Source organism: Nostoc edaphicum CCNP1411, assembly GCF_014023275.1.
Classification (GTDB): Bacteria; Cyanobacteriota; Cyanobacteriia; order Cyanobacteriales; family Nostocaceae; genus Nostoc; species Nostoc edaphicum_A.
Genome location: NZ_CP054698.1, coordinates 2,192,360 through 2,214,832 on the forward strand (window position 1 = coordinate 2,192,360; position 22,473 = coordinate 2,214,832).

Genomic DNA, 22,473 nt, shown 5'->3' on the forward strand with positions numbered 1-22,473 from the left:
AATCCCCAGTCAGACGGCAAGAAGCTTATTGGCTCGTATAGCACCTGTGGAAAACTGTTAAAATCCCTGTGGAAACCCTGTGGAATCAGTGAGGAAAATTGTAGCCAATGATAAGAATTACAAAAATGTCACGAAGCTATGACATTTAAACTCATGAAATTAGCTTCTCAATCTCAGTTGTCATCGTGGCTACCTTCGATACATCCCCAGGTATGGATTTTCGCAATTGGTAGATTTCTCTCGGAAGTTGGCACCGGCTGTACCCTGTTTTACGCCCCCATCTTTTTTGTCAATCAACTTGGTTTATCCGCAACCAGTGTGGGGGTAGCCTTGGGTAGCGCATCGATTTCCGGCGTTGTAGGGCGGATTGCGGGTGGTTCTTTGGCTGATTCTGGATACTGGGGACGCCGCCGCACTTTATTGCTAGCGACGGCGATTTCAGCAATTGCTTCTCTCGTTTTAGCTACAACCAATAATTTCACTTCTTTGGTAATCGGTAGCTTGATTAGCGGTTTAGGTATAGGTTTCTATTGGCCGGCGGCTGAAGCTGTGGTTGCTGACGCCAGCCAAATTGACAATCGTCGGGAAACTTTTGCGATCGCTCGACTAGCTGATAATCTGGGGTTAGCGATCGGAATTGTGCTTGCTGGGTTTTTGATCGCGATCATTGGGAGTTATCGATGGCTATTTTTCATTGATGCCATCTCTTTTCTGGTATTTTTTGGTGTTGTCTATGTAGGAATTATTGAAACGGAACAACAGCAAATAAAGGAATCTGAAAAGACAGAACATTTTGCTTCTTGGATGGCAGTATTAAGCGATCGCCGTTTCCTAGTCTACATAGCAGTTAATATATTTTTTACAATCTATATTTCTCAAATCCACAGCACCCTCCCGCTTTACTTCAAAAACTTTGTCCTTGTCGAAAGTACTGCCACGGGATTTACTGAAACTACCATTAGCGGACTATTTGCTTGGCATCTGGTGTTCGCCATCGTTTGTCAGTTACCTGTCACCAGCATCTTAAAACGCTGCTCTCATACACTCGCACTCACTGTTTCTGCCATTTTCTGGGCAATTGGTTTTGGACTGATTTGGGTAAGCGGTACAGCCACATCTCATCATCTGGTTTGGGTAATTTTGGCATTAGGAGTATTTGCTGTAGCGATTGTCTCCTATACTCCATCTTCTGCTTCTTTAGTGACTGATTTAGCCCCGGAAAATCAGCGCGGCGTCTATTTCTCCATTAATGCTTTGTGCTGGGCTGTTGGCTCTTTTATTGGTCATCCCTTGGGTGGATGGGCATTAGATCAACCACAAATTATTACTAATGGTTACTGGCTAGGCTTCATCTTGAGTGTAGCGATCGCTGTGGTAATTTTACAGTACCTCAATCGAATTTTGGCTGATTAATCACCAAAATGTTACTATGCTTATGTTTAGCAATTTTTAGGGAGTGAAATCACAGTGGTACGTTGATACAACAAACAGCCAAATCATTATAAGTCGCTGCGATCGGCTAAAAGTCCGATAAATTTTGATTTTTGTTTGTTGTGATGGTGTCAGGATTTACTGTGAACATTCCTTCCTCGTATCTCGAAAAAATTCGTGCTGTCTATCCCAATATCTCTCTTGACCATCTTGACTTTAATCAAGATGGAATGGTTAACGATGTGGTGATTGTTAATCACGAACTAGTATGTCGCTTTGCCAAAGATGACTGGGGAAAACAGGTACTTTCCCATGAAGCTAAGGTGTTGGAAGTGGTGCAAAAGTATGTTGAACTGCGAGTTCCACACTTTGAACACCTGGAAGAAGGCTTTGCTTGCTACAGATTTATTAAAGGTGAACCGCTATCTCGTAACACATTGCTGAAGCTGAGTGAAGCATCACAACTGCATATCATCGCCCAACTAGCCAGATTTCATCAGCAATTGCACAGCATCCCCTATGAAGTTTTAGTTAATGCTGGAGTATCTTCATCTGATGCAGAACGTTCGCGTGAAGATTGGTTGCAATTGTATGAGCAAGTTCAGGAAACTCTCTTTCCTCACTTGTGGCGTCATCAGCAAACTTGGATACATGAACATTTTGCGCCCGTAATTACAGGTGAACTTGACCTCAACTACACACGCGTACTGATAGATGGCGACAAGCCAGTGTATCACATTCTATTTGACCCGATTTCAGAAAGCATCAGCGGTCTAATTGATTTTGGTACGGCTGGGTTGGGAGATGCAGCTTGTGATATTGCAGTGCAACTCGGTAATTACGGAGAAAGTATTGTGCGGCGTATGGAAAGCGACTATCCAATGTTACCAGATGTCATCGACCGGGCGCGTTTCTGGGTGGGGACACTTGAACTTCAGTGGGCTTTGGCTGGAGTGAAGTTTAACCATATCTCATTGTCATTGGCACATATTGGTTTAGCCAGAGAGGTTCAACCTTTAGGTACACGCTTAAGTTAACCTGCCATAGCCAATAATAAATGGCACGCTTGTTTAATTCTAGAGACTGTCAAAGTTGGGGAAAAAGTTTTTATCTACACATTCCCCGACTCGCTCATTCATTTGCTTATATTCTTTATTGACGACGTTCTTGCAACTTGCGATACACCGATTTTAAATCAACTTGATGGTGAGCTAGGGCAACCAAAGTATGATATAGCAAATCAGCCACTTCGCCTGCGATCGCATCTGCTTCATCATCTTTAAAGGCCATTACCACCTCAGCGGTTTCCTCACCAATCTTTTTCAAAATTTTGTTATCACCACCTGCAAATAGTTTACAGGTATAAGAACTTTCAGTCGGATGATCGCGGCGATCGCATATTATTTGAAACAATTGCGACAATGTATCCCCTGGTGGTGCAGCAATTTTCCCTTCTATTTGGTGGAAACAACTGCGCTCTCCAGTGTGACAGGCAATGTCTCCTAATTGCTCTACCCCAATGAGCAACGCATCACTATCACAGTCATAACGGATACTCTGCACCTTTTGAAGATGCCCGGAAGTCGCCCCCTTGTGCCACAACTCTTGCCGGGAACGGCTCCAAAACCAAGTTTCTTCAGTTTCCAAAGTCTTTTGTAACGACTCCTGATTCATCCACGCCATCATCAAGACAGTACCATCGAGATAGTCTTGGACAATTGCAGGCACCAGACCCCGTTCATCGTAGCGAATTTTCTCAACAGGGATAGTGTAATGCAGTGAGCGCAAATCGTTAGAAGACATACCAGCTAGTTTGTTCTAATGAGAATAACTTATGGATTCACGATACCATTCAGAATAGGTCAACTGGTATGTTTTTTTAATTGAACTATATTATCTAGCTGTGACACACTCTTAGACTGATGCAATCATAAAGGCTGCCAAAAATCCTGATTATGCCTTAAATCTTGAAGAAGAATTCAGGAGTCAGAATGAGCGTCTTCATTCTGAATTCTGGCTCCTGACTCCTGAATTCTGTTTCCGTCAAGTCTTCATTCGACTTGCATAACATATTGTTATTTTTATGGTTCAGCTAATTTTATAGGATAGAAATTCTAAGCACTGTTTGACCCTATCCTAAGATAGAGCTTTTTATTGCCCACTGTTAGGAGAGAACTTTGGTAAATACCACAATTAAAACAACAAAATCACAAGAAGTCTTCGCCGCCGCTCAAAACCTGATGCCAGGAGGAGTCAGTTCTCCTGTTCGTGCCTTTAAATCTGTGGGTGGACAACCCATTGTATTTGATCGTGTTAAAGGTGCATATATTTGGGATATAGATGGCAACCAATACATAGACTATGTAGGCACCTGGGGGCCAGCTATTTGTGGTCATGCTCATCCAGAAGTCATTGCAGCATTGCATGAAGCTTTAGAAAAAGGCACCAGTTTCGGCGCTCCCTCAGTCCTCGAAAATGTTTTGGCAGAAATGGTTATCGATGCCGTTCCTAGCATCGAAATGGTTAGATTTGTCAATTCGGGAACTGAAGCCTGTATGGGAGTTTTGCGGTTAATGCGGGCTTTTACAAAACGGGAGAAAATCATCAAGTTTGAAGGTTGCTACCACGGACACGCCGATGCGTTTCTAGTGAAGGCGGGTTCTGGTGTTGCCACACTTGGCTTGCCAGACTCACCGGGAGTACCTAAATCGGCAACTAGCACTACTCTAACCGCGCCTTTCAATGACCTAGAATCCGTCAAAGCCTTGTTTGAAGAAAACCGCGACGAGATTGCTGGCGTCATTCTTGAGCCAGTCGTCGGCAATGCTGGGTTTATTGCGCCTGATGCTGGGTTCCTAGAAGGATTACGGGAACTGACGCACGAGTATGGAGCATTATTAGTATTTGACGAAGTGATGACCGGATTCCGCATTGCTTACGGTGGCGCTCAGGAAAAATTTGGTGTCACACCCGATTTAACCACCTTGGGTAAGGTGATTGGTGGTGGTTTGCCAGTGGGAGCTTATGGTGGTCGTCGAGATATCATGTCAATGGTTGCCCCCGCAGGTCCCGTATATCAAGCTGGGACACTTTCTGGTAATCCTTTGGCGATGACTGCTGGTATTAAGACTTTAGAATTGCTGCAAAAGCCAGGTACTTATGAGTATCTTGACCGGATTACTAAAAAGCTAGCAGATGGTTTGTTGCAAATCGCTAAAGAGACTGGTCATGCAGTTTGTGGTGGTCAAATCAGCGCGATGTTTGGCTTATTCTTTACCTCTGGCCCAGTTCATAACTACGAAGATGCGAAAAAGTCTGATACAGCAAAATTTGGACGCTTTCATCGGGGTATGTTAGAGCATGGTATTTACTTAGCACCTTCTCAATTTGAAGCTGGGTTTACATCTTTTGCTCACACCGAAGAGGATATTGATCAGACTTTAGCAGTAGCAAGGGATGTAATGTCTAGCCTGTGATGTGAATCAATAGCAGTTCTCGTTTGGATGCAGCACATGTTAGTCGCACAGCAGTACTCATTGGTGTCAACTTAACGTCAAAGGGACTGGGGACTGGGGATTAGGGATTGGGGATTCGGTCATCAAACGAAAAATGATGTTCGGGGCTTTAACCCCTCCCAAATTTTAGAATGTTTTCCCAGTCCCCAGTCCCGGAGCGGCGAACATCGCGCCACTAACATAAAGGTATAGTGGGGGACGCCTCGCCGCGACCAGGTGAAAGTTAGTAAACGAGAATGCTTTGAAACATTACCTCGTTCCCAGTCGGAGACTGGGAACGCCCCTTGTTGGGGTTGCCGCCTCCCTGACTGACTCGCAGCAGATATTTACAAAAAAAACCGTCCAAAATTACCATCTGAACGGGATTTTTTCCTATTAAGATTTGATGCCAACCTAATCTACTAAAGGTTGCACTATGATTTCAAAACTACAAGTCAGGAGGCAAAATCACCTGATCAATTGCGTGAATTACACCGTTGCTGCCTGTGATATCTGCCTGTGTCACTCTAGCATCATTAACAGTTACACCAGTAGCAGGATCAACTTTAACATTGATTGCACCACCTTCAAGGCTTTTAACTTCGCCAGACTTCAAATCAGTGGACAATACCTTACCAGATACTACATGGTAAGTTAAAATCTTGAGCAACACTTCTTTGTTATCTGGTTTTAACAATTCTTGCAAAGCATCTTGTGGCAACTTGGCAAAAGCTGCATCAGTGGGTGCAAAAATAGTCAAGTTATCTGTGCCTTGCAAAGCTCCAGTTAATCCTGCTGCTTTCAAAGCCTTGGTTAAAGTTGTAAAAGAAGCGTTTGACTCTGCCAACGCTAACAAATTTTTGCCTTGATTGTCGGTTGCCCCTGGTGCCGGTGGAGTAGTCGGTGTAGTCGGTTGAGTTCCAGGACGTGGGGTGCGGGGTGTAGGTTCACTAGGTGTAGCACCACCACGGTTATAAGGAGGCTCGTTAAAAATACTTGGTCTGGGATTTAGCGTTCCACCACTATTCTGTGCTATTTGTTGGCGTTTGGTATTACCCTTTTGTACTTCGGAAGTAGCCTCAGCAGGTGTGTATTGAGCGTTTGCTTGAAGGCGTTGTCCCTGGTTATAAGGGGCTTCGTTGAAAATACTAGGATTAGGATTTAGTGCCGATTTCGCATCAGATGGTAAAGTAGTGAGGACGCTGAAACTAGTAAATCCCGCTATGCCTGCTAACGTAGTCAGCAATTTGGTGTAATTTGTCTTCATAAATTTTGTTTGTCTTTTTGTCCACACATTACATAAAGATTTATAACATTTTGCTAGGCACAAAATCTAACCCAAGAGGGAAGTAAGATTTTTCACCAGAATAATTTGTGCTGGTGAGGTAAAATATCTAACTCCGGCTCACGCTCACATGTATGAAACATATCTAGCATATTTTTTATATAAATTGAGCAAATTTTCTCAATGACACCAAATAAGTAGTTAAAAAGCCCCATTGGTGTAGCGTCAGATATAAGAAAGTGTGAAAATCTTACATCTACAAGTTATGAATTACAATAGGCTTGGAGAAAGATTCTACTTAAAAGCCAATTTATATACAAATCTGTACGTAAAATAGTAGTTTCACAAATCCTGCATCCCAGATGCAAGAAGGCTATATCTCTGAATTAATCATTGATTATTCAACAAAAGTACAGAAATTAATTACCTAAATATCTCAATAGTCCGACGGTGACAGAAATTCAACTAACGACTGAAGACTTGCGACTGAGGGGTTAGGTTTATTTATGTATGCCGAATTAAATAATTTAATTATTTGATATTTGAATCAATTAGAAAATAATATTTTTTTAATCGATAATTTTGCCAAAAATCAGGCATCCGTTCAACGCTGATGTCAATTAAATAGACAACTAAGCAACTAACGCCAATACAAATTACTTTAACTAAAGATACAATTGTTAAAGTTAACAAAGTTGAGCAGTTACAAGGTATACAATATGCTGGAATTATACCAATGGGAACTCTCTCAATACTCAGAGAAAGTGCGCCTAATTCTAGATTTTAAAGGACTAGATTACCGCAAAATAGAAGTAACGCCTGGGATTGGACAGGTAGAACTGTTCCGGCTGACTGGTCAGAAACAAGTCCCAGTATTAAAGGATCGTAATAGATACATTGCGGATTCTACGGAAATAGCTAAGTATTTAGACTTAGAGTACCCCGATCGCCCAATAATACCGCAAGATCCTAAAAAACGCGGTTTAACTTTATTAATAGAAGAATGGGCTGATGAGTCCATAGGCATTAAAGGTCGCAAAGCACTATTTGCAGCCGTAAGTCAAGATCAAAATTTCCGTAAGTCTTTATTACCCACCTCAACACCAGATATATTTAAAAGTCTAGTTGGAGGAGTACCTAGCGACTTACTGACAGTGTTGGGTTTTGGCGTAGGTTACAGCCCAGATGTGATTCAGTCAGCGATCGCATCTTTAAAACAAGACTTGGAAGCCTTAACATTATTATTGGCAGATAGTCCTTATTTAACAGGAGATGAGCCGACTTTAGCTGACTTGGCAGTAGCCGGATTATCGATATTGCTAAAGTTTCCCTCTGGCCCCTATCTGGATTTACCAGCTTCTATCAGAGGTAAAGGATTACCAATATTTTCAGAGAATATAGATTATGAACCATTCTTTACCTGGCGCGATCGCCTTTACGCCCAATTCCGCAGACCATTAATCAGTACTACTTCAGCAACAGGGAGTGCGCCAACTTCGATTCAGATTGATTAGATAATGGGCATGGGGCATGGGGCATGGGGCATAGGTAGAGAATGACAAATGACCAATGACCAATGACAAATGACAAATGACAAATGACTAATCAGATGAATTCGGGACAGCCATTAGGTTCGGTCATTCAAGGTTCTCTAACTGAAGGTTTAGAAGTACGATTGCATCCTGACATTTCTGTGGAAGATATGCGAGTAGGTAAATTTCTCGTTGTCCAAGGGATGCGATCGCGTTTTTTTTGTATGCTGACAGATGTAGCATTGGGAGCCGCTAATGCAAGAATTATTGCTAATCCCCCCAGTTGGGAAGACACTTTTTTACGAGATGTTTTAGCCGGAAGCGGTACTTATGGTACTATCAACCTCGCGCCGATGTTGATGTTCACTCCCGAATCTGAAGAATCTTTCTCTCCAACAAATGGCAAATCGGCAAATCCCTTTCTCCCATCAGTGAAGGGTTTGGCTTCATTTGTGCCACAAACCAGCACAACGATGGAATTGTTACCTGTTAAAACTATTCCTAGCCACTTTAGTCAAGTTTACGAAGCCAGTGTTGACGATTTTCGTCGGGTATTTGGTTGGGAAGATGACCCCCAAAGGCGTAATTTTTCCATCGGCAAACCTTTGGATATGGATGTGCCCGTTTGTATCGATTTAAACCGCTTTGTGGAACGGAGTAATGGGGTTTTTGGAAAATCTGGTACTGGTAAATCCTTTCTGACACGGTTACTTTTAGCTGGTGTTATCCGTAAAAATGCGGCAGTAAATTTGATTTTTGATATGCACTCTGAGTATGGCTGGGAAGCTGTTGCAGAAGGTAAGAATGTCAATACTGTTAAGGGACTAAAGCAATTATTTCCTAGTAAGGTTGAAGTTTACACTCTCGACCCGGAATCGACAAAGCGCCGGGGTGTGCGTGATGCTCAAGAACTTTATTTGAGTTATGAGCAAATTGAAGTTGAAGATATTAAATTATGTAGTCGAGATTTAGGACTCTCTGACGCAGCCTTAGATAACGCCAATATTCTATATAGCGAATTTGGCAAGTCTTGGATTGTCCAGTTGCTAAATATGACTAACGAAGAAATCGAGATGTTCTGCGACGAGAAGCGCGGACACAAAGGCTCGATTATGGCATTGCAGCGCAAACTCTTGCGGATGGATAGCTTGAAGTATATGCGAGCAGTTTGCCCACAGAATTACATTAGTAAAATTGTCCAGTGTCTGGAATCTGGGAAGAATGTTGTGATAGAATTTGGTTCCCAGTCTAATATGCTCTCTTATATGTTGGTGACAAACATGATCACCAGGCGGATTCATGAGCATTACGTCAAGAAAGCAGATAAATTTTTGCAAAGCAAAAATCCTAACGATCGCCCCACACCATTGATGATTACCATTGAAGAGGCGCACCGTTTTCTTGATCCAGCGATCGTACAAAGTACAATCTTTGGGACTATTGCTCGTGAATTGCGAAAGTACTTTGTCACACTTTTGGTAGTTGATCAACGTCCGTCGGGCATAGATAATGAAGTTATGTCCCAGATCGGGACTCGCATTACCGCTTTGTTGAATGATGAAAAAGACATTGACGCAATTTTTACAGGTGTATCTGGTGGTAGCGGACTGCGATCGGTGTTGGCAAAGTTAGACTCGAAGCAACAAGCTTTAATATTGGGTCACGCTGTTCCTATGCCAGTAGTAGTGCGTACCCGGCCTTATGACGCAACTTTTTACGAAGAAATTGGTGAGCCAGCCTGGGAAGAAAAACCTGACGCAGAAGTATTCGCAGCGGCTGAACTAGCCAAAGCTGACCTTGGTTTCTAGATTGTCATTTGTCAGTTGTCATTTGTCATTTGCAAACAACCAATGACCAATGACCAATGACCAATGACTAATTCGTAACATCCCTCCATACTGACAGCAAATTAAGTTCGGTTATCCGGCTAGTTTTTGGCAACAGAAGAGGGGTTTTTGGCGTCACTATAGATATAGTCAGTAATTTCAAGGAAGTTTAATTTTTTTGCAAACGGGCAATTTTGAATTATAATTACGGGCTTTATCTTAAGATACTTTACTATCTGCCTGATTTATCGTACTATAAAGCTAAGTAGAACTCATACCGACTTCGGATTTACCAGTTACCATAACTGCCCAAAAGAAGAATTCTCCAAAACAACCAGTGTGCTTATAAAAGATTAGATTGAAAATTTAGGAAAGGTAGGGGAACCTATCATTGGGAGCTTACCGTCTTAACAACGGCTGTATCAATTGATTAATTGCTTTTGGTAGCTCCCGATATTTCGTGATAGATGTACTACTTTTTCCAACCCATTTTAGTAAGAAAACATACATTTTATTTACGGAGTAGAGGACATCGCACCAATGCCTACTGTCAATACCCAAACGGAAAACCTCAACACCAAATTCACGGCTGATATGGTGCGAACCTATCTGCGAGAAATTGGTCGTGTAGCACTACTAACCCGTGAGCAAGAAATTGTCTTTGGGAAGCAGGTGCAACAAATGATGACGCTCATTGACGCCAAGGAAGCTTTGGCGAAGAAGTTGCAACGCGAACCGAGTTCACAAGAGTGGGCTGATCACGTTCAAAAATCGGAAACCGAGATCCAACAAACTGTGGCGCAAGGTAAGCGGGCAAAGCAAAAAATGATCGAAGCGAATTTGCGCTTGGTTGTTGCTATTGCTAAAAAGTACCAAAAGCGGAATATGGAGTTTCTGGATTTAATCCAGGAAGGAACACTAGGATTAGAGCGGGGTGTGGAGAAATTTGACCCAATGAGGGGTTATAAATTCTCGACTTATGCTTACTGGTGGATTCGCCAAGCGATTACCCGTGCGATCGCTCAACAAGGTCGTACTATCCGCTTACCCATCCATATTACCGAGAAACTGAACAAAATCAAAAAAGTGCAACGCGAGTTGGCTCAAACCTTGGGGCGATCGCCGACTCCAGCGGAAATTGCCAAAGAACTGGAACTCGAACCTGCTCAGATTCGGGAGTACCTGAATATGGCGCGTCAACCAGTGTCTTTGGATGTTAAAGTTGGCGATAACCAGGATACTGAGTTGCAAGAAATGCTCGAAGATAACGGCCCATCACCAGAGTATTACACCAACCAGGAATTCTTACGCCAAGACTTGAACAACCTGCTAGCAGAACTAACACCGCAACAGCGAGAAGTTGTAGCTTTACGCTTTGGTTTAGAAGATGGTAACGAAATGTCATTGGCGAAAGTAGGTGAGAGATTGAATCTCAGCCGTGAACGTGTGCGCCAGTTAGAGCATCAAGCTTTGGCTCATCTGCGTCGCCGTCGTGCCAATGTTAAAGAATACGTTGCTAGTTAAAACCAGAGACGCGAAATCCCGCGTCTCTACACCACCTTGGTGATGCGCCTCCTGAATTTAGGGGGCGATTTTTTTTGCGGAAAACTTAGCGGCGAAAGCGGAGGCCAATAAAGATTAGTACAGCAAAAAAGACACCTATGCCTACACTCCACCCAAAAACTTCAGCCCGAAAGCGGAGATGTTGTTGATAATCGTTAGGCTGGGCGAGAATGACGGCGGAGGCTATTTGGCTGGTAGCGAGTCCAACACCTGCGATCGCTATAGTTGTATTGAGAGTGCGATCGCTTTTGGTTTGCTCTAGGTCGATAATACCTTGGATGGTGTTATTGAGATTTTGCAGCAAGGTTAATCCAGGGCTGAGAATCGCATAATCTGCTTCTACTTGTCGCTGATATTTTTTGCCATAAAATTCACTTTCGCTAAACTTTTTGAGAAACTCTAAGTCGCTACTTGTATATTTTGCCTCGATGTCTGCTAAATGAGATTTATAATTTTCTAAGTTTAATGGAATTATGCGACTTTGATTTTCTAGATAGTTTAAGGCAATCGTGTAGTCTGATAAGTTGATTAAATTATTTGTGAGAGTTTCTTGGAGTTTACTTAATTTTAAGCTGTTGGTTTGCAGTAACTTTGGTAATTCGATTGTCTGGTTAATCGATGGTTGAATTTCGATATATTCTTTTTTGAGAATCTGTTTTTGATAGCGACTTTGATAATATGACCAAACTACTTTATGACGATATTGCCATAAACGTAATAAATCATAATATACATTTTGTACTTGTTTGCTCATCTCATCTGGTGAAATATGTTCAGGAAACAACCAAATTAAGATGTGATAGCTTGATTTTCTAAATTCATCCCAAAATTCTTTACCATCTACGCCTAAATTTTGTGGACAATACCACAATTCAAAAATCGTACCTTCTTGGAACTTTCCCTTGCCAATAAAATCCCTTTGCCATTTGTAATCACTAACAATTTTGGTGTAACATTCTTTGGCTATCTCTTCAACTTCTGTCTCTGTTTTAGTATTCGTTAGCTTTCCCCAAAGTAACCACGTTTGTCCAATTGTGCCTGTTTGCTGAGATAAGCGATTAGTAATTTCTTCTTTAAGTTTCTTAAAAGGTGCGTTGTCAATATCTTGATTAGCATAATTAGGCTCACCGTTAGCATCTAATTGACCAGAATAGTCAACTTGCAGCGCGTAAGTATCACCAATTTGCAGCGGATAATAATAGCCATCTAGAGGTGATGGAAAGCCTCTTTTTTGGGCTTTACCGAGCAACTCAATTACATCTCCACCATTATTTTTATGCTTCAGGAATTCTTGGTACTTTTCCTGAAAGCTTGCTTTCTTTAAATCGCCATATATTTTCCGACAAAAATCTTGGCAATTCCCGTTGATTTTTGTCTCATCTTCTCCTAAACCATCTTTTAAATCGTAGAGGAATAAATCAATACTGGGATAAATAATTTTCTCATTCATTTTCTATTCTGCCATTAATGAAGTCCCAAACCCTTTGGAGAAGATTTGGTTTTACAGCTATCTTTGCAGCAGCTACCGAATTATTGTTACTAAAAACATTAAATACTGCGTTCGTTAATTCCGCAGTTTGTTCAGTTGGTAAAGGTAGAGGTGATCCACCTCTATTACATTCGCTAGAATTTTCTTCAATTCTCGCAAATTCTATTTGATAAATTTTATCTAAGGGTGGGTAACTTTCTGCGATCGTGTCTAAATTTCCAATACTATCAGGATCGGTTATTAAGCCTTTACTAATATCATTTAGCTGAGTTTGGATGTTTTCTGGCAAAGGTTCATCCAATTGTTTGAGGGCAGTCAGGAAGACTGTCAGAGTAATTATGTTGTTAGGCTTCATAGGTTTTTGAAATGATTATATACACGTGAGTCTTATCAAGGAAACCTCTCTCCAAACCTCTCCCATAAAAGGGTAGAGACTTTGAATTTTCTCCCTTTCCGCTTGCTCGGTGGTTAGGTTTTTTGTTGATTTTTCCACATTGCATCAAAAATCAATTATATCCACCAGTAATTGTGAAAGCTGCCCAATAGTAAGGATGTTTAAAACGTTGCTGTTTCTTCTCTGATAGCTCCATTTGACTAATTTGATTGAGTTTTCTTCTGATAAAAGGACGGAGAGTTGTTTCATTTGATGGTAACTTAGCCAAGATTACTCGATAAATTCTTTCGAGTTGACTAAATGTTAAATTACGTAACCATTTTGTTGCTTTATTGAGGGCAACTGCTGGTGTTTTGCCTTTCTTTATTTGCCAGTAAAAGTAAATCATCAAAAAACAACTAGCATCGTCAGTCACAGTCCATAATGTGCTAACAACATCGGTAACGCCCTGATAGAGAAAGGCACTGACTAAACCAACATATTCAGCAGTGATAGTTTGGTTGCTAGTGATAGCAGTTTCACAAGATGAAAGGCTAACTAGTTGATATCCTTTGAGGCTCTCAATATTGCAAATTTCCTCTAAAGTCAGAAACTCTTTGGCACTAAGAGCCAAAGCAGATTTTTTAGGATTATCGAAGTTATAGGTGCTATGTCCTGTAAAGTGAAAAATACTGTAACTATCTTTTAGGGCTGCTTTAAGTGTGGTATTCGTCACAGCTTCTCCAGAAATTCGCTTGGGCGTAGGGTTTTGGAATAGCTGGGTAATAGCAGCAGATTCGATTTCTGCATGAGGCAAAATAGAAAAATCTTCACTGTCGGGATGTTCTACACTCAATAGGGGCAATTCACCAATTGCTCGGAGATTTGTTTGCTTTAACCTTTGTAAGGTAATACCTATTTGGGCGCTAGGCAAATAGGTAATGGTGAAGTTATCTGTAAATATTGCATGGAGTGGTAAGCGGTGCAAATCACGATGAGGAATGAGAATTAAATTTGTGATGCCGTTTAATTCTTCTTGAATAGCAGAAATATAGAGGATATTTTTCAACTCTTGAAGTTTCTCTGGCATCAACTGTCGCCAAGGTTGGTTTTTGTGGCTTTGTTCGTCTTTTGCCTTGTCTCGATAATCGGCGTATTGTTCATTCCAATTTTTCACCCAGCCTTCAAAATTTTGTAAACGTTGCGCTTGAGTCACAAACTCGGTTTCTCCCAAGACAATCGGTGATGATGCGTTGTGTTTAAGAATGAAAGTGTGTAGGGCGTGAGGGCTGAGATGCCAGTAAATAATAGCAGTTGAGGGATTAAGTAGTTGTTGCATTTCTGAATAACTCAGAGATGAACTTTCATCACTCCATCCATCCAAAAGCCAACGCAAGCAAGTATTTTTGCCCTCTTCTGCTAATTCAATCGCTTGCAGCAAATCTCCAGACTGCACAGCTAAATCAACAGTTAATTGTTGAATCCAGGCAAATTTCAGAGCTAGTTGTTTTTTACTTTTATCATAGCGATTTGATTCATTTAATAATAAGTGCCGCAATAAATCAGTACCCTGTCGTTGGAGTTCTATAGCTTCGGTTGTTTCCCTCAAATCCAACTGGACGCGAATTAAATCTTCTAAAATTTTTAGATGTAATTCAGGAAAATCTTTTGCTGTGAGAGTTTGTAGTGCTTTTTTGTAACTGTTGACGGCTTTGCGCCAAAAATAGCGAGGATTAGAATTTCCTTGCGCTTGGAAGTAATGAGCATCACCTATCCTTTGATGCAACAAGCCCCTACCTTCTGAGTGGGTGTCTTGCTGACAATGCTTCAACCCTTCCTCGTAGCTTGCCAATTCACCCTCATAGCCACGCTTGTTTAAATCAAGATTGTTAAATTTTAAAGCGAGGTTGGGTGCTGCTGCATTAGCTAAAGTAAATATGAAAGAGAAATCTGTCCTCTCTCCAGTTCCGTTTCTTGTGGCAAATCCCCGGTTAATCCAAGCTTCGTGGTCGTCGGGCTTGATTCTGAGGGCATTATCGAAGGATGCGATCGCTTCTTCATGGTGTCCTAATTTACGCAGCGATACTTTACCCAGCGCCACACCCTGGCCAATCCAAGCTTTGTGATCGTCGGGTTTGAGCTTGAGGGCTTTGCTGAAAGATGCGATCGCTTCTTCAAATCGCCCTATTTTACCAAGCGATAAACCCTGGTTGTACCAAGTTAAGTGATCGTCGGGCTTGATTTTGAGGGCTTTGCCAAAGGATGCGATCGCTTCTTCAAATCGCCCTAAATCCATCAACGTATTACCCCGGTTGTACCAAGCTTCGTGGTCGTCAGGTTTGATTTTGATAGGACTGTCAAAAGATGTGATCGCTTCTTCATGTTGCCCTAATTTCTCCAGCGTCAAACCCCGGTTGTACCTAGCTTCGTGGTCGTCAGGTTTGATTTTTAGGGCACTGTCAAAAGATGCGATCGATTCTTCAAATCGCTCCAATTTCTCCAGCGCCACACCCCGGCCAATCCAAGCTTGGTGGAAGTCAGGTTCGATTTTGAGGCTACTGTCAAAGGATGCGATCGCTTCTTCATGTTGCCCTGATTTACCCAGCGCTACACCCCGGTTGAACCAAGCTTCGTGGTTATCGGGTTTGATTTTTAGGGCACTGTCAAAAGATGCGATCGCTTCTTCAAATTCCCCTAAATTATCCTGCGCGATACCACGAAATTCCCAGCCTACGGAAGCGACATCATCGTCATTTACATCTATAGATAGGAGAGCAAAAGTGCGCTTAAAGAAGGACAAAGCCGCTTCAAATTCACCAGACTCGTACTTTTTATAGCCTACGACAAACAAAGCTTTAATCGCTTCTTCTCTCTTTTCTTCTTCTCTTGTGTCCTCTGCGCCTTTGTGGTTCGTTCCTCCTCCCAAGCGCCTCCCAATATCATAAGCAACAATACTAACTTCCCCGATACTCAACTTACCCAGCCGCACCATTCGCGTTGCTAACTCATCATTTGGTATAGATGAAGCTAACAATCCTTCGCCAAAACCTTGCAACCACTCCACCAAACGAGTCTCATTGATGCGTTTTGCAACCAAAAAACCTTTTGCTCCTCCTCTACTCAAACCATCATTGATCTCTGTCAACAACTGGAGAAACAACAATTCATACTCCGCATCTGTTAGTTGTTTCGGTGGTTCTACTTTTGTCTGTTCTTTTAAAGGAGGAGTCTGCTTGTTGCCAAATAAACGCTGAAAAGACCTCTTGAGCCACTGCCAGAGCTGCTTGAGCATTGCCGCAACCATATATTGCTTTTGTTGTTGTGTATCTTAGCAATTTTACTGAAAAAAAGTGGGGTGCGAAAGTATAATTTTTTTAATTGGAGATTGGGACTGAGAAGATAAGGTAAAAGTAAAGTGAGTTAATTTTTGCAAGCCGATGCAATGCCATTGTTAGCCAAAACAATGCCATTGTTAGTCAATACAATGACATTGTTAGCCGATGCAATGGCAATGTAACCCAAAACAATCGCATTGTCAGCTTATAGTTTAGATAAACAAAAATATTTACAGTCATTGCAAGCAGAGCGAAGTAATCTCAGCCTTTGCGATGACATTGTGTAATTAATTATAGTCCAGCCGTAATTTCTAATCGCCAAAGCTACATCCGTTTCAAATCTTGTAAAACTGCGGTGGCAGATTGATAGCGATCGCTAAAATGATAACAAACCATCTTATCTAAAATTGCCGCTAACTCTTCACTCACTTGCACCGATTGCCGCCAGATCACATTCCCCGTTTCTGGATCTGGGTGGAGTTCTTGCGGTGGTATCCCAGTTATGGCTTGAATCGCAATCATTCCTAAAGCATAAATATCACTGCACAAACGGGGATGACCAGCAAATTGTTCTGGAGGTGCATAACCCCGCGTCCCGATGGCTACTGTGGCTAATTCTGTTTGCTCACTACTTGGCGGTTGCATTAATTTTACAGCACCAAAGTCAATCAACACCAGCCGATTATCTTCAGCGCATCTAATAATATTAGTCGGTTTGATATCACGATGAATCACTCGATGCTGGTGAACAAATTCTAGAACTTCTAAAACTTGTTTGAGCATCTCCATCACAAATGATTCGTTTTGCACATTCTGCACAGGTGGTAATTCTTCACTTAGGGTATGCCCCTGAATATATTGTTGAATTAAATAGAATTCTTGGTTATCTTCAAAATAAGCAAGTAGTTCGGGAATTTGATGATGTTTACCCAAAGATTCTAAAATTTCAGCTTCACTATTAAATAACCTGCGGGCAACTTGCAAAAATCGTATATCTTGACGGGCTGGCATTAACTTTTTCACCACACAAGTAGGATTTCCCGGTCGTTGAGTATCCTGTGCTAAATAAGTCCGACCAAATCCCCCAGCACCGAGAGTTTGAGATATTTTGTAACGTCCACTCAAAAGCAAATCACCTGATTTTATTTCTGGTGCATCGATTGGGGAAGGAAAGTCAAGAGACGAATCGGGGATTGCTGTTTTGTCTTCTAAGAGGACATTTAATTGGGCGATCGCTTCTTGTTGTTTTTCAACTTGCAGAATAATCACCTGAGTTTGCCGCTGATTTTGGTAGCTAGTATAAGCAATCACGCAGATACTACTAAGCACCAAGGCAAGAGCAGAAGGAATTAACGGTATCCATCCGGCTTGCAAAAACAAAGCAACGCAGATTACTACTAACCCAAGTAGAGTTATCCCTACTACCACTAGCAAAAGCAACGGATTTTGCGATCGCCATGCTAAAACACTACCTAAAAGCGACCAACCCCACACCCAAATAAGTTCCACCCAGTCTGGCCAATACCAAATTAGCGATCGCCCATCCAACACTGTACTGATAAGTTGACTTGCTATCTGTGCATGAATAAACAAAGCAGGCATTCTGGCTGGTTGATCTGGCAAAGCGCTGTAGGGTGTATAAAATCCACCTGGAGGGAGATTAGCTGCTGTGGTGCCAATAATTACAAGACGGTCTTTAAATAAACTAGAGTTAACTTTACCGCTGAGAACTTCTGTGAGGGTTACTTGTTCGGCGAGGCTGTCAGGGTGACGGTAATTTAATAATATTTGATAGCCATCTGCATCCAGATGTTGGTAGCCACCGGAATTAGCTTGTAAACGCGGGAACAGGGTTTTACCTAACTGAAAATCTCCTTTATTCGTGAACTGGTAGTCAATGCCTTGTTTTTCCAGATAATTAATTGCAATTAGGGCACCAAATGCAAATGATGTTGTACATTTCTGGTCTGTAGAGTGAGCAAATAACAAACTGCGGCGGAGAGTTTGATCGTTTTCATGATCAGCAACCACATCACTAAACCCAACATTATCTATAGGAAAATTGGGTGGCGGTGGCATTTCATCTCTACCCAAGCTGCTGAACAAGCAAGTACTGATAACGTTATCTTGATTTTGAAGATTAGCCGCCAAATTGTTGTTTTCTGGTTGGAAAAGATATAAACCAACAATTCGCGGTTGATAGGACTCGATTTTCTTTAATAGCAGATTGATTGTCCGATCTGATATAGTCCATTTTTCTCGTTTGAGATCCTCATCAGTGATTTTAACTAGCAAAATCCGCCGATCTGGTGCTTGTGTTGGACGCGATCGCAACATCTGGTCATAAACTCTTAACTCCCAAGGCTGTAACCATCTTAGTTCCCGAACTCCCCAGATAAAGGCGGTAACTCCTACACTGGTAACAAAAATAGTTGGCAGCCAGCTTTTGCTCTTGGAAGTTTCACGGGAATCCTGAACTTTGACAAAGGGGAAACGGAGTTTTTCTAATAATCCACTAATCACGGCGTTGCGGCGGTAGCCTGAATTGGGTAGATGTTGCAGGCGTAAAAGTTAATTTTCGGACTCTAGGTTAAAAGCTACTTAACCTGAAGCTCCTATTAATGTAGCAATTTACTTGATACTTAGAGACTTTGACGTATTCCTACTCTGAAAGCAAGCTTATGCACAGCGTCAACTAGATAATCGCTAATCATCTATTTGAGATGTTTGAGCATCTTCAACAGAACTGGCAATTGGGAAAGATATAGGATTAGTAGATGGGGTTAGTGAATCTAACTGGGGTTGTTCAAGTGCTGCTTCAATGCTGGAATCAGCAAAATAGGAGTCAAAAATCCGATCATAGTTAGAAGCAACAGCTAAAAAAGCGCCACCCAAAATATAGATAGGTAATGGCAGATTAAACTCTTGCAACCAGTCAAACAGTTCCGCCAAAGCAAACAACACGAAAAAGCAGGCCAGCCAAACTCTCATATTCTCATCCCCTGAATTGAAACGTCTCTATTACTAGTACAGCACGGCCAAAATAAACATACCATTTCAAATGGCGCAAGAAGCTCGGAATACAATTCTTTTGACTGTAGTACATAATCACCAACTTACAACCTCTAGAACCTAGTCTTTTCAAGGTGAATCATAAAATTTCTACCCATTTTGATAGGTCTACCTTTATACCATAGATAGGTGCAGTCCAAGTTATAGCATCTGTTATATTGCAATATCTGGTAGAAAAATAAAAATATAGTTAGCTTATGCCTGGAATCGGACAGCTAAGAATTGCACAGTTGGTTCGTGAGACTCGACAATGCCTTAAATTTACACAGGTAAAACTGGCAACAATGTTAGGGGTTTCGTTTCACACTATAAACAGATGGGAAAACGGACGAACACAACCTTCGCCACTGGCTATAAAACAAATTAAAGAGCTATTACACCAAATGGGAGAACCCGGTGAGGCGCTTTTAGCCAAATACTTTTAACAATACCTATTTCATTGATCACCTGAAAGCTCAAGAGGTTATAAATTTGCGGGAATATTTGAGCGAACAGCAAATTGCGTTGCGCGATAGTGAAGCACGCTACCGTTCACTAGCAGAGGCAAGCGCATCCATCGTCTGGAGGGCGGCACCTTGGGGCAAAGTTGTTGATGATATTCCCACCTGGCAAGCGTTTACAGGGCAAAGTCCTGAACAATACAAAGGATGGGGTTGGGTTGAGGCACTACACCCAGAAGATCGTTCCTCGATGGTGGCAATTTGGAAAGAGGCATTTCCGACACGCAGCGTCGCAGTTGCCGAGTATCGTGTTCTGCGGCATGACGGCGAATACCGTTACATGAATATCCGCGGTGTGCCCATACTTGATGAAACAGGCGAAATCCGCGAATGGGTGGGAATGTGCGTCGATATTACTGAACGCAAGCAAGCTGAGGTAAAACTGCGCGAGAGTGAGGCGCGTTTTCGGCTGCTGGCTGAAAATTCAACTGATATTATTTCACGCCATACGGTAGATGGAATTCTTCTGTACGTTTCACCAGCTTGCTACACAGTACTGGGATATCAACCAGAGGAACTAGTCGGCTATCCTAGTCATAAGTTAGTTCACCCTGACGATTTGGCAGAGATTGCGAGAAATTACCCAGTCAATGCCGATTTACCAGATATTTATACCATTACTCACCGTGCCCGTCACCAAGATGGACATTATATCTGGTTGGAAGCAACTATTCGAGCTATTCGCGATCGCCAAACTCAAGAAATTTTAGAGATGCAAGCGTCTTCGCGTGATATTACTAAGCGCAAGCAGGTGGAAGATGAGCAGCGTTTTCTCGCCGAAGCTAGTGGGATTTTGGCTGCATCGTTGGACTACGAGACAACCTTAGCAGGTTTGGTGCGTTTGGCAGTGCCGGAAATAGCTGATTGGTGCTTAGTTGATATTATTTGTGACAATCAATTAGTCCGCCGAGTTGCAGCAGCCCATGCCAATCCAGAGAAGCAAGAATTGGTAGAACAGTTACAAAACTATCCGCCTGATTTGGCAGAAACAGCAGGTGTTGCTGAAGTAATACGAACGGGTAAATCACAAATTATTCATTTGATTTCTGATGAACAGATACAAGGGTTAAGCCACAACGCCAGCCACCTAAAAATCTTGCAAGAACTAAATCCGACATCTGGTATGAGTGTACCGCTAATCGTTCGGGGACGGGTGTTGGGAGCGATGACTTTGGTATCTTCTTCAGGTCGTTGCTACAACACCAAAAGCCTAATGTTGGCTGAAGAGTTAGCTGGCCGGGCGGCGATCGCTGTTGATAATGCCCGACTCTACACAGAAACACAACAATCTCAACAGGCGGCTGAAAATGCCAACCGGATAAAAGACGAGTTTCTGGCGGTACTTTCTCATGAATTGCGATCGCCACTCAACCCAATTTTAGGTTGGTCAAAGCTACTCCAAAGCAAAAAACTTGATGAAAAGACCATCCCTCAAGCACTAAAGACTATTGAGCGAAATGCTAAGTTACAGGCTCAACTGATTGAAGACTTGCTGGATATCTCCCGGATTTTACAAGGTAAAATTAGTTTGAATATCTACCCAGTTGATCTGACATCTGTGATTTCAGCAGCAATGGAGACAGTGCGGCTATCGGCAGAAGCGAAGTCAATTGAGATGCACATCAACTTAGAACCAAATTTGGGGCAAGTTTTGGGTGACTCCAGCCGATTGCAGCAAATCGTTTGGAACCTGCTCTCAAATGCGGTTAAGTTTACACCAGAGGGGGGACGGGTTGAGATTCGACTATCATTATGTTCTAATTCCAACTCAGCACTGATTCAAGTCAGCGACACAGGGAAAGGCATCGACCCCAATTTTCTGCCTTACGTGTTTGAATATTTTCGCCAAGAGAACAGCAGTACCACCAGAAAATTTGGTGGATTGGGGTTAGGATTAGCGATCGTTCGTCACTTAGTCGAACTGCATGGCGGGACAGTCCAGGTAGAAAGTGGGGGCGAAGATCAGGGAGCAACTTTTACAGTGAGACTCCCACTGATCCAAAATCAATTAGAGATTAGACAGGACAGCAGCAACTCTGAGCCATCCTCAAATTTGAATGGTATCAAAATTTTAGTAGTGGATGATGATACAGATACGCGAGAATTTATTGCTTTCTTGCTAGAGCAATATGGGGCAAATGTAACAGCAGTAACATCAGCATATGAAGCCTTAGCCACTTTAGCCCAATCCTTGCCAGATATACTTTTAAGCGACATTGGGATGCCAGAAGTGGATGGATGTATGTTCATGCGACAGTTGAGAACACTGCCGGCAAAGCAGGGAGGGCAAATTCGAGCGATCGCACTTACCGCCTATGCTGGAGAAATTAATGCCCAACAGGTACTTGCAGCTGGATTTGACAAGCATCTTGCCAAACCAGTAGAGCCAGCTGAATTAGTAGATGCGATCGCTAACTTAATCGCCGAATAAACTTACCTCTACCTATTTACCCACTCAGTGCTGAGTGCTGAGTATTGAGTGCTGAGTAAATTTAAGAAGTACTAAGTACTTCCGCACTACGGTAAGAGCAAGGCCAGAAGTCAAGCGGAATCTTCTTGTAGAGAGAAGGTTG

15 protein-coding genes are annotated in these 22,473 nt (G+C 42.1%); 8 read left to right on the forward strand and 7 right to left on the reverse strand.

Annotation, left to right across the window (positions count from 1 at the left end):
* Positions 1-153 precede the first annotated feature (153 nt).
* Both HUN01_RS11870 and HUN01_RS11875 read left to right on the forward strand, forming a co-directional pair.
* The gene (locus HUN01_RS11870; protein ID WP_238846199.1) at positions 154-1,413 is read left to right on the forward strand and encodes an MFS transporter; all 1,260 of its coding nucleotides are present in this window, start codon (positions 154-156) and stop codon (positions 1,411-1,413) included.
* Positions 1,414-1,574: 161 nt separating this feature from the next.
* A complete protein-coding gene (locus tag HUN01_RS11875; RefSeq protein ID WP_238846201.1) occupies positions 1,575-2,468 on the forward strand; it encodes a phosphotransferase family protein in 894 nt (297 codons plus the stop codon).
* A gap of 115 nt (positions 2,469-2,583) precedes the next feature.
* On the opposite strand, the gene hisIE is transcribed toward HUN01_RS11875, so the two are convergent.
* Complete coding sequence (gene hisIE, locus HUN01_RS11880; protein WP_069071976.1) at positions 2,584-3,234, reverse strand: bifunctional phosphoribosyl-AMP cyclohydrolase/phosphoribosyl-ATP diphosphatase HisIE; 651 nt, start codon at positions 3,232-3,234, stop codon at positions 2,584-2,586.
* A gap of 374 nt (positions 3,235-3,608) precedes the next feature.
* Between hisIE and hemL the strand changes: the two genes are divergently transcribed.
* Positions 3,609-4,907, forward strand: a complete 1,299-nt coding sequence (gene hemL / locus HUN01_RS11885; RefSeq protein WP_181931437.1) for a glutamate-1-semialdehyde 2,1-aminomutase — start codon at positions 3,609-3,611, stop codon at positions 4,905-4,907.
* Between the two features lie 466 nt (positions 4,908-5,373).
* Here hemL and HUN01_RS11890 read toward each other — a convergent pair whose 3' ends face one another.
* Positions 5,374-6,192, reverse strand: a complete 819-nt coding sequence (locus HUN01_RS11890) for a fasciclin domain-containing protein (RefSeq protein WP_181931438.1) — start codon at positions 6,190-6,192, stop codon at positions 5,374-5,376.
* Between the two features lie 737 nt (positions 6,193-6,929).
* Here HUN01_RS11890 and HUN01_RS11895 point away from each other — a divergent pair.
* The 3 genes from HUN01_RS11895 (at position 6,930) to HUN01_RS11905 (ending at position 11,092) form a co-directional block, all read left to right on the forward strand.
* Positions 6,930-7,724: a glutathione S-transferase family protein gene (locus tag HUN01_RS11895; protein ID WP_181931439.1), complete on the forward strand. Its 795-nt coding sequence runs from the start codon at positions 6,930-6,932 to the stop codon at positions 7,722-7,724.
* A gap of 95 nt (positions 7,725-7,819) precedes the next feature.
* Positions 7,820-9,550: a helicase HerA domain-containing protein gene (locus HUN01_RS11900; RefSeq protein WP_181932662.1), complete on the forward strand. Its 1,731-nt coding sequence runs from the start codon at positions 7,820-7,822 to the stop codon at positions 9,548-9,550.
* A gap of 558 nt (positions 9,551-10,108) precedes the next feature.
* Entirely contained in the window at positions 10,109-11,092 is a 984-nt protein-coding gene (locus tag HUN01_RS11905; protein ID WP_181931440.1) for an RNA polymerase sigma factor, RpoD/SigA family, read from the forward strand.
* Between the two features lie 85 nt (positions 11,093-11,177).
* Here the strand turns inward: HUN01_RS11905 and HUN01_RS11910 are convergent, their stop codons facing one another.
* The 5 genes from HUN01_RS11910 to HUN01_RS11930 form a co-directional block, all read right to left on the reverse strand.
* A complete protein-coding gene (locus tag HUN01_RS11910) occupies positions 11,178-12,581 on the reverse strand; it encodes a hypothetical protein (RefSeq protein WP_181931441.1) in 1,404 nt (467 codons plus the stop codon).
* A complete protein-coding gene (locus HUN01_RS11915; RefSeq protein ID WP_181931442.1) occupies positions 12,574-12,975 on the reverse strand; it encodes a hypothetical protein in 402 nt (133 codons plus the stop codon). The genes HUN01_RS11910 and HUN01_RS11915 overlap by 8 nt, the downstream gene beginning before the upstream one ends.
* Before the next feature lie 151 nt (positions 12,976-13,126).
* Positions 13,127-16,285, reverse strand: a complete 3,159-nt coding sequence (locus tag HUN01_RS11920; RefSeq protein WP_181931443.1) for a tetratricopeptide repeat protein — start codon at positions 16,283-16,285, stop codon at positions 13,127-13,129.
* Positions 16,286-16,652: 367 nt separating this feature from the next.
* Positions 16,653-18,851, reverse strand: a complete 2,199-nt coding sequence (locus HUN01_RS11925) for a CHASE2 domain-containing protein (protein WP_181931444.1) — start codon at positions 18,849-18,851, stop codon at positions 16,653-16,655.
* A gap of 183 nt (positions 18,852-19,034) precedes the next feature.
* Positions 19,035-19,319, reverse strand: a complete 285-nt coding sequence (locus HUN01_RS11930; protein WP_181931445.1) for a hypothetical protein — start codon at positions 19,317-19,319, stop codon at positions 19,035-19,037.
* Positions 19,320-19,597: 278 nt separating this feature from the next.
* Between HUN01_RS11930 and HUN01_RS11935 the strand changes: the two genes are divergently transcribed.
* Both HUN01_RS11935 and HUN01_RS11940 read left to right on the forward strand, forming a co-directional pair.
* Positions 19,598-19,825 carry a helix-turn-helix domain-containing protein gene (locus HUN01_RS11935; protein WP_181931446.1) on the forward strand — a complete coding sequence of 76 codons (228 nt, stop codon included), beginning with the start codon at positions 19,598-19,600 and terminating at the stop codon, positions 19,823-19,825.
* Between the two features lie 46 nt (positions 19,826-19,871).
* The gene (locus HUN01_RS11940) at positions 19,872-22,331 is read left to right on the forward strand and encodes a PAS domain S-box protein (protein WP_181931447.1); all 2,460 of its coding nucleotides are present in this window, start codon (positions 19,872-19,874) and stop codon (positions 22,329-22,331) included.
* The last annotated feature ends 142 nt before the right edge of the window (positions 22,332-22,473 follow it).

Coding starts and splice junctions, on each gene's coding strand:
- HUN01_RS11870 (WP_238846199.1), top strand. CDS start 154: ATGAAATTAGCTTCTCAATCTCAGTTGTCATCGTGGCTACCTTCGATA.
- hisIE (WP_069071976.1), bottom strand. CDS start 3,234: ATGTCTTCTAACGATTTGCGCTCACTGCATTACACTATCCCTGTTGAG.
- HUN01_RS11890 (WP_181931438.1), bottom strand. CDS start 6,192: ATGAAGACAAATTACACCAAATTGCTGACTACGTTAGCAGGCATAGCG.
- HUN01_RS11895 (WP_181931439.1), top strand. CDS start 6,930: ATGCTGGAATTATACCAATGGGAACTCTCTCAATACTCAGAGAAAGTG.
- HUN01_RS11900 (WP_181932662.1), top strand. CDS start 7,820: ATGAATTCGGGACAGCCATTAGGTTCGGTCATTCAAGGTTCTCTAACT.
- HUN01_RS11905 (WP_181931440.1), top strand. CDS start 10,109: ATGCCTACTGTCAATACCCAAACGGAAAACCTCAACACCAAATTCACG.
- HUN01_RS11910 (WP_181931441.1), bottom strand. CDS start 12,581: ATGAATGAGAAAATTATTTATCCCAGTATTGATTTATTCCTCTACGAT.
- HUN01_RS11915 (WP_181931442.1), bottom strand. CDS start 12,975: ATGAAGCCTAACAACATAATTACTCTGACAGTCTTCCTGACTGCCCTC.
- HUN01_RS11920 (WP_181931443.1), bottom strand. CDS start 16,285: ATGCTCAAGCAGCTCTGGCAGTGGCTCAAGAGGTCTTTTCAGCGTTTA.
- HUN01_RS11930 (WP_181931445.1), bottom strand. CDS start 19,319: ATGAGAGTTTGGCTGGCCTGCTTTTTCGTGTTGTTTGCTTTGGCGGAA.
- HUN01_RS11935 (WP_181931446.1), top strand. CDS start 19,598: ATGCCTGGAATCGGACAGCTAAGAATTGCACAGTTGGTTCGTGAGACT.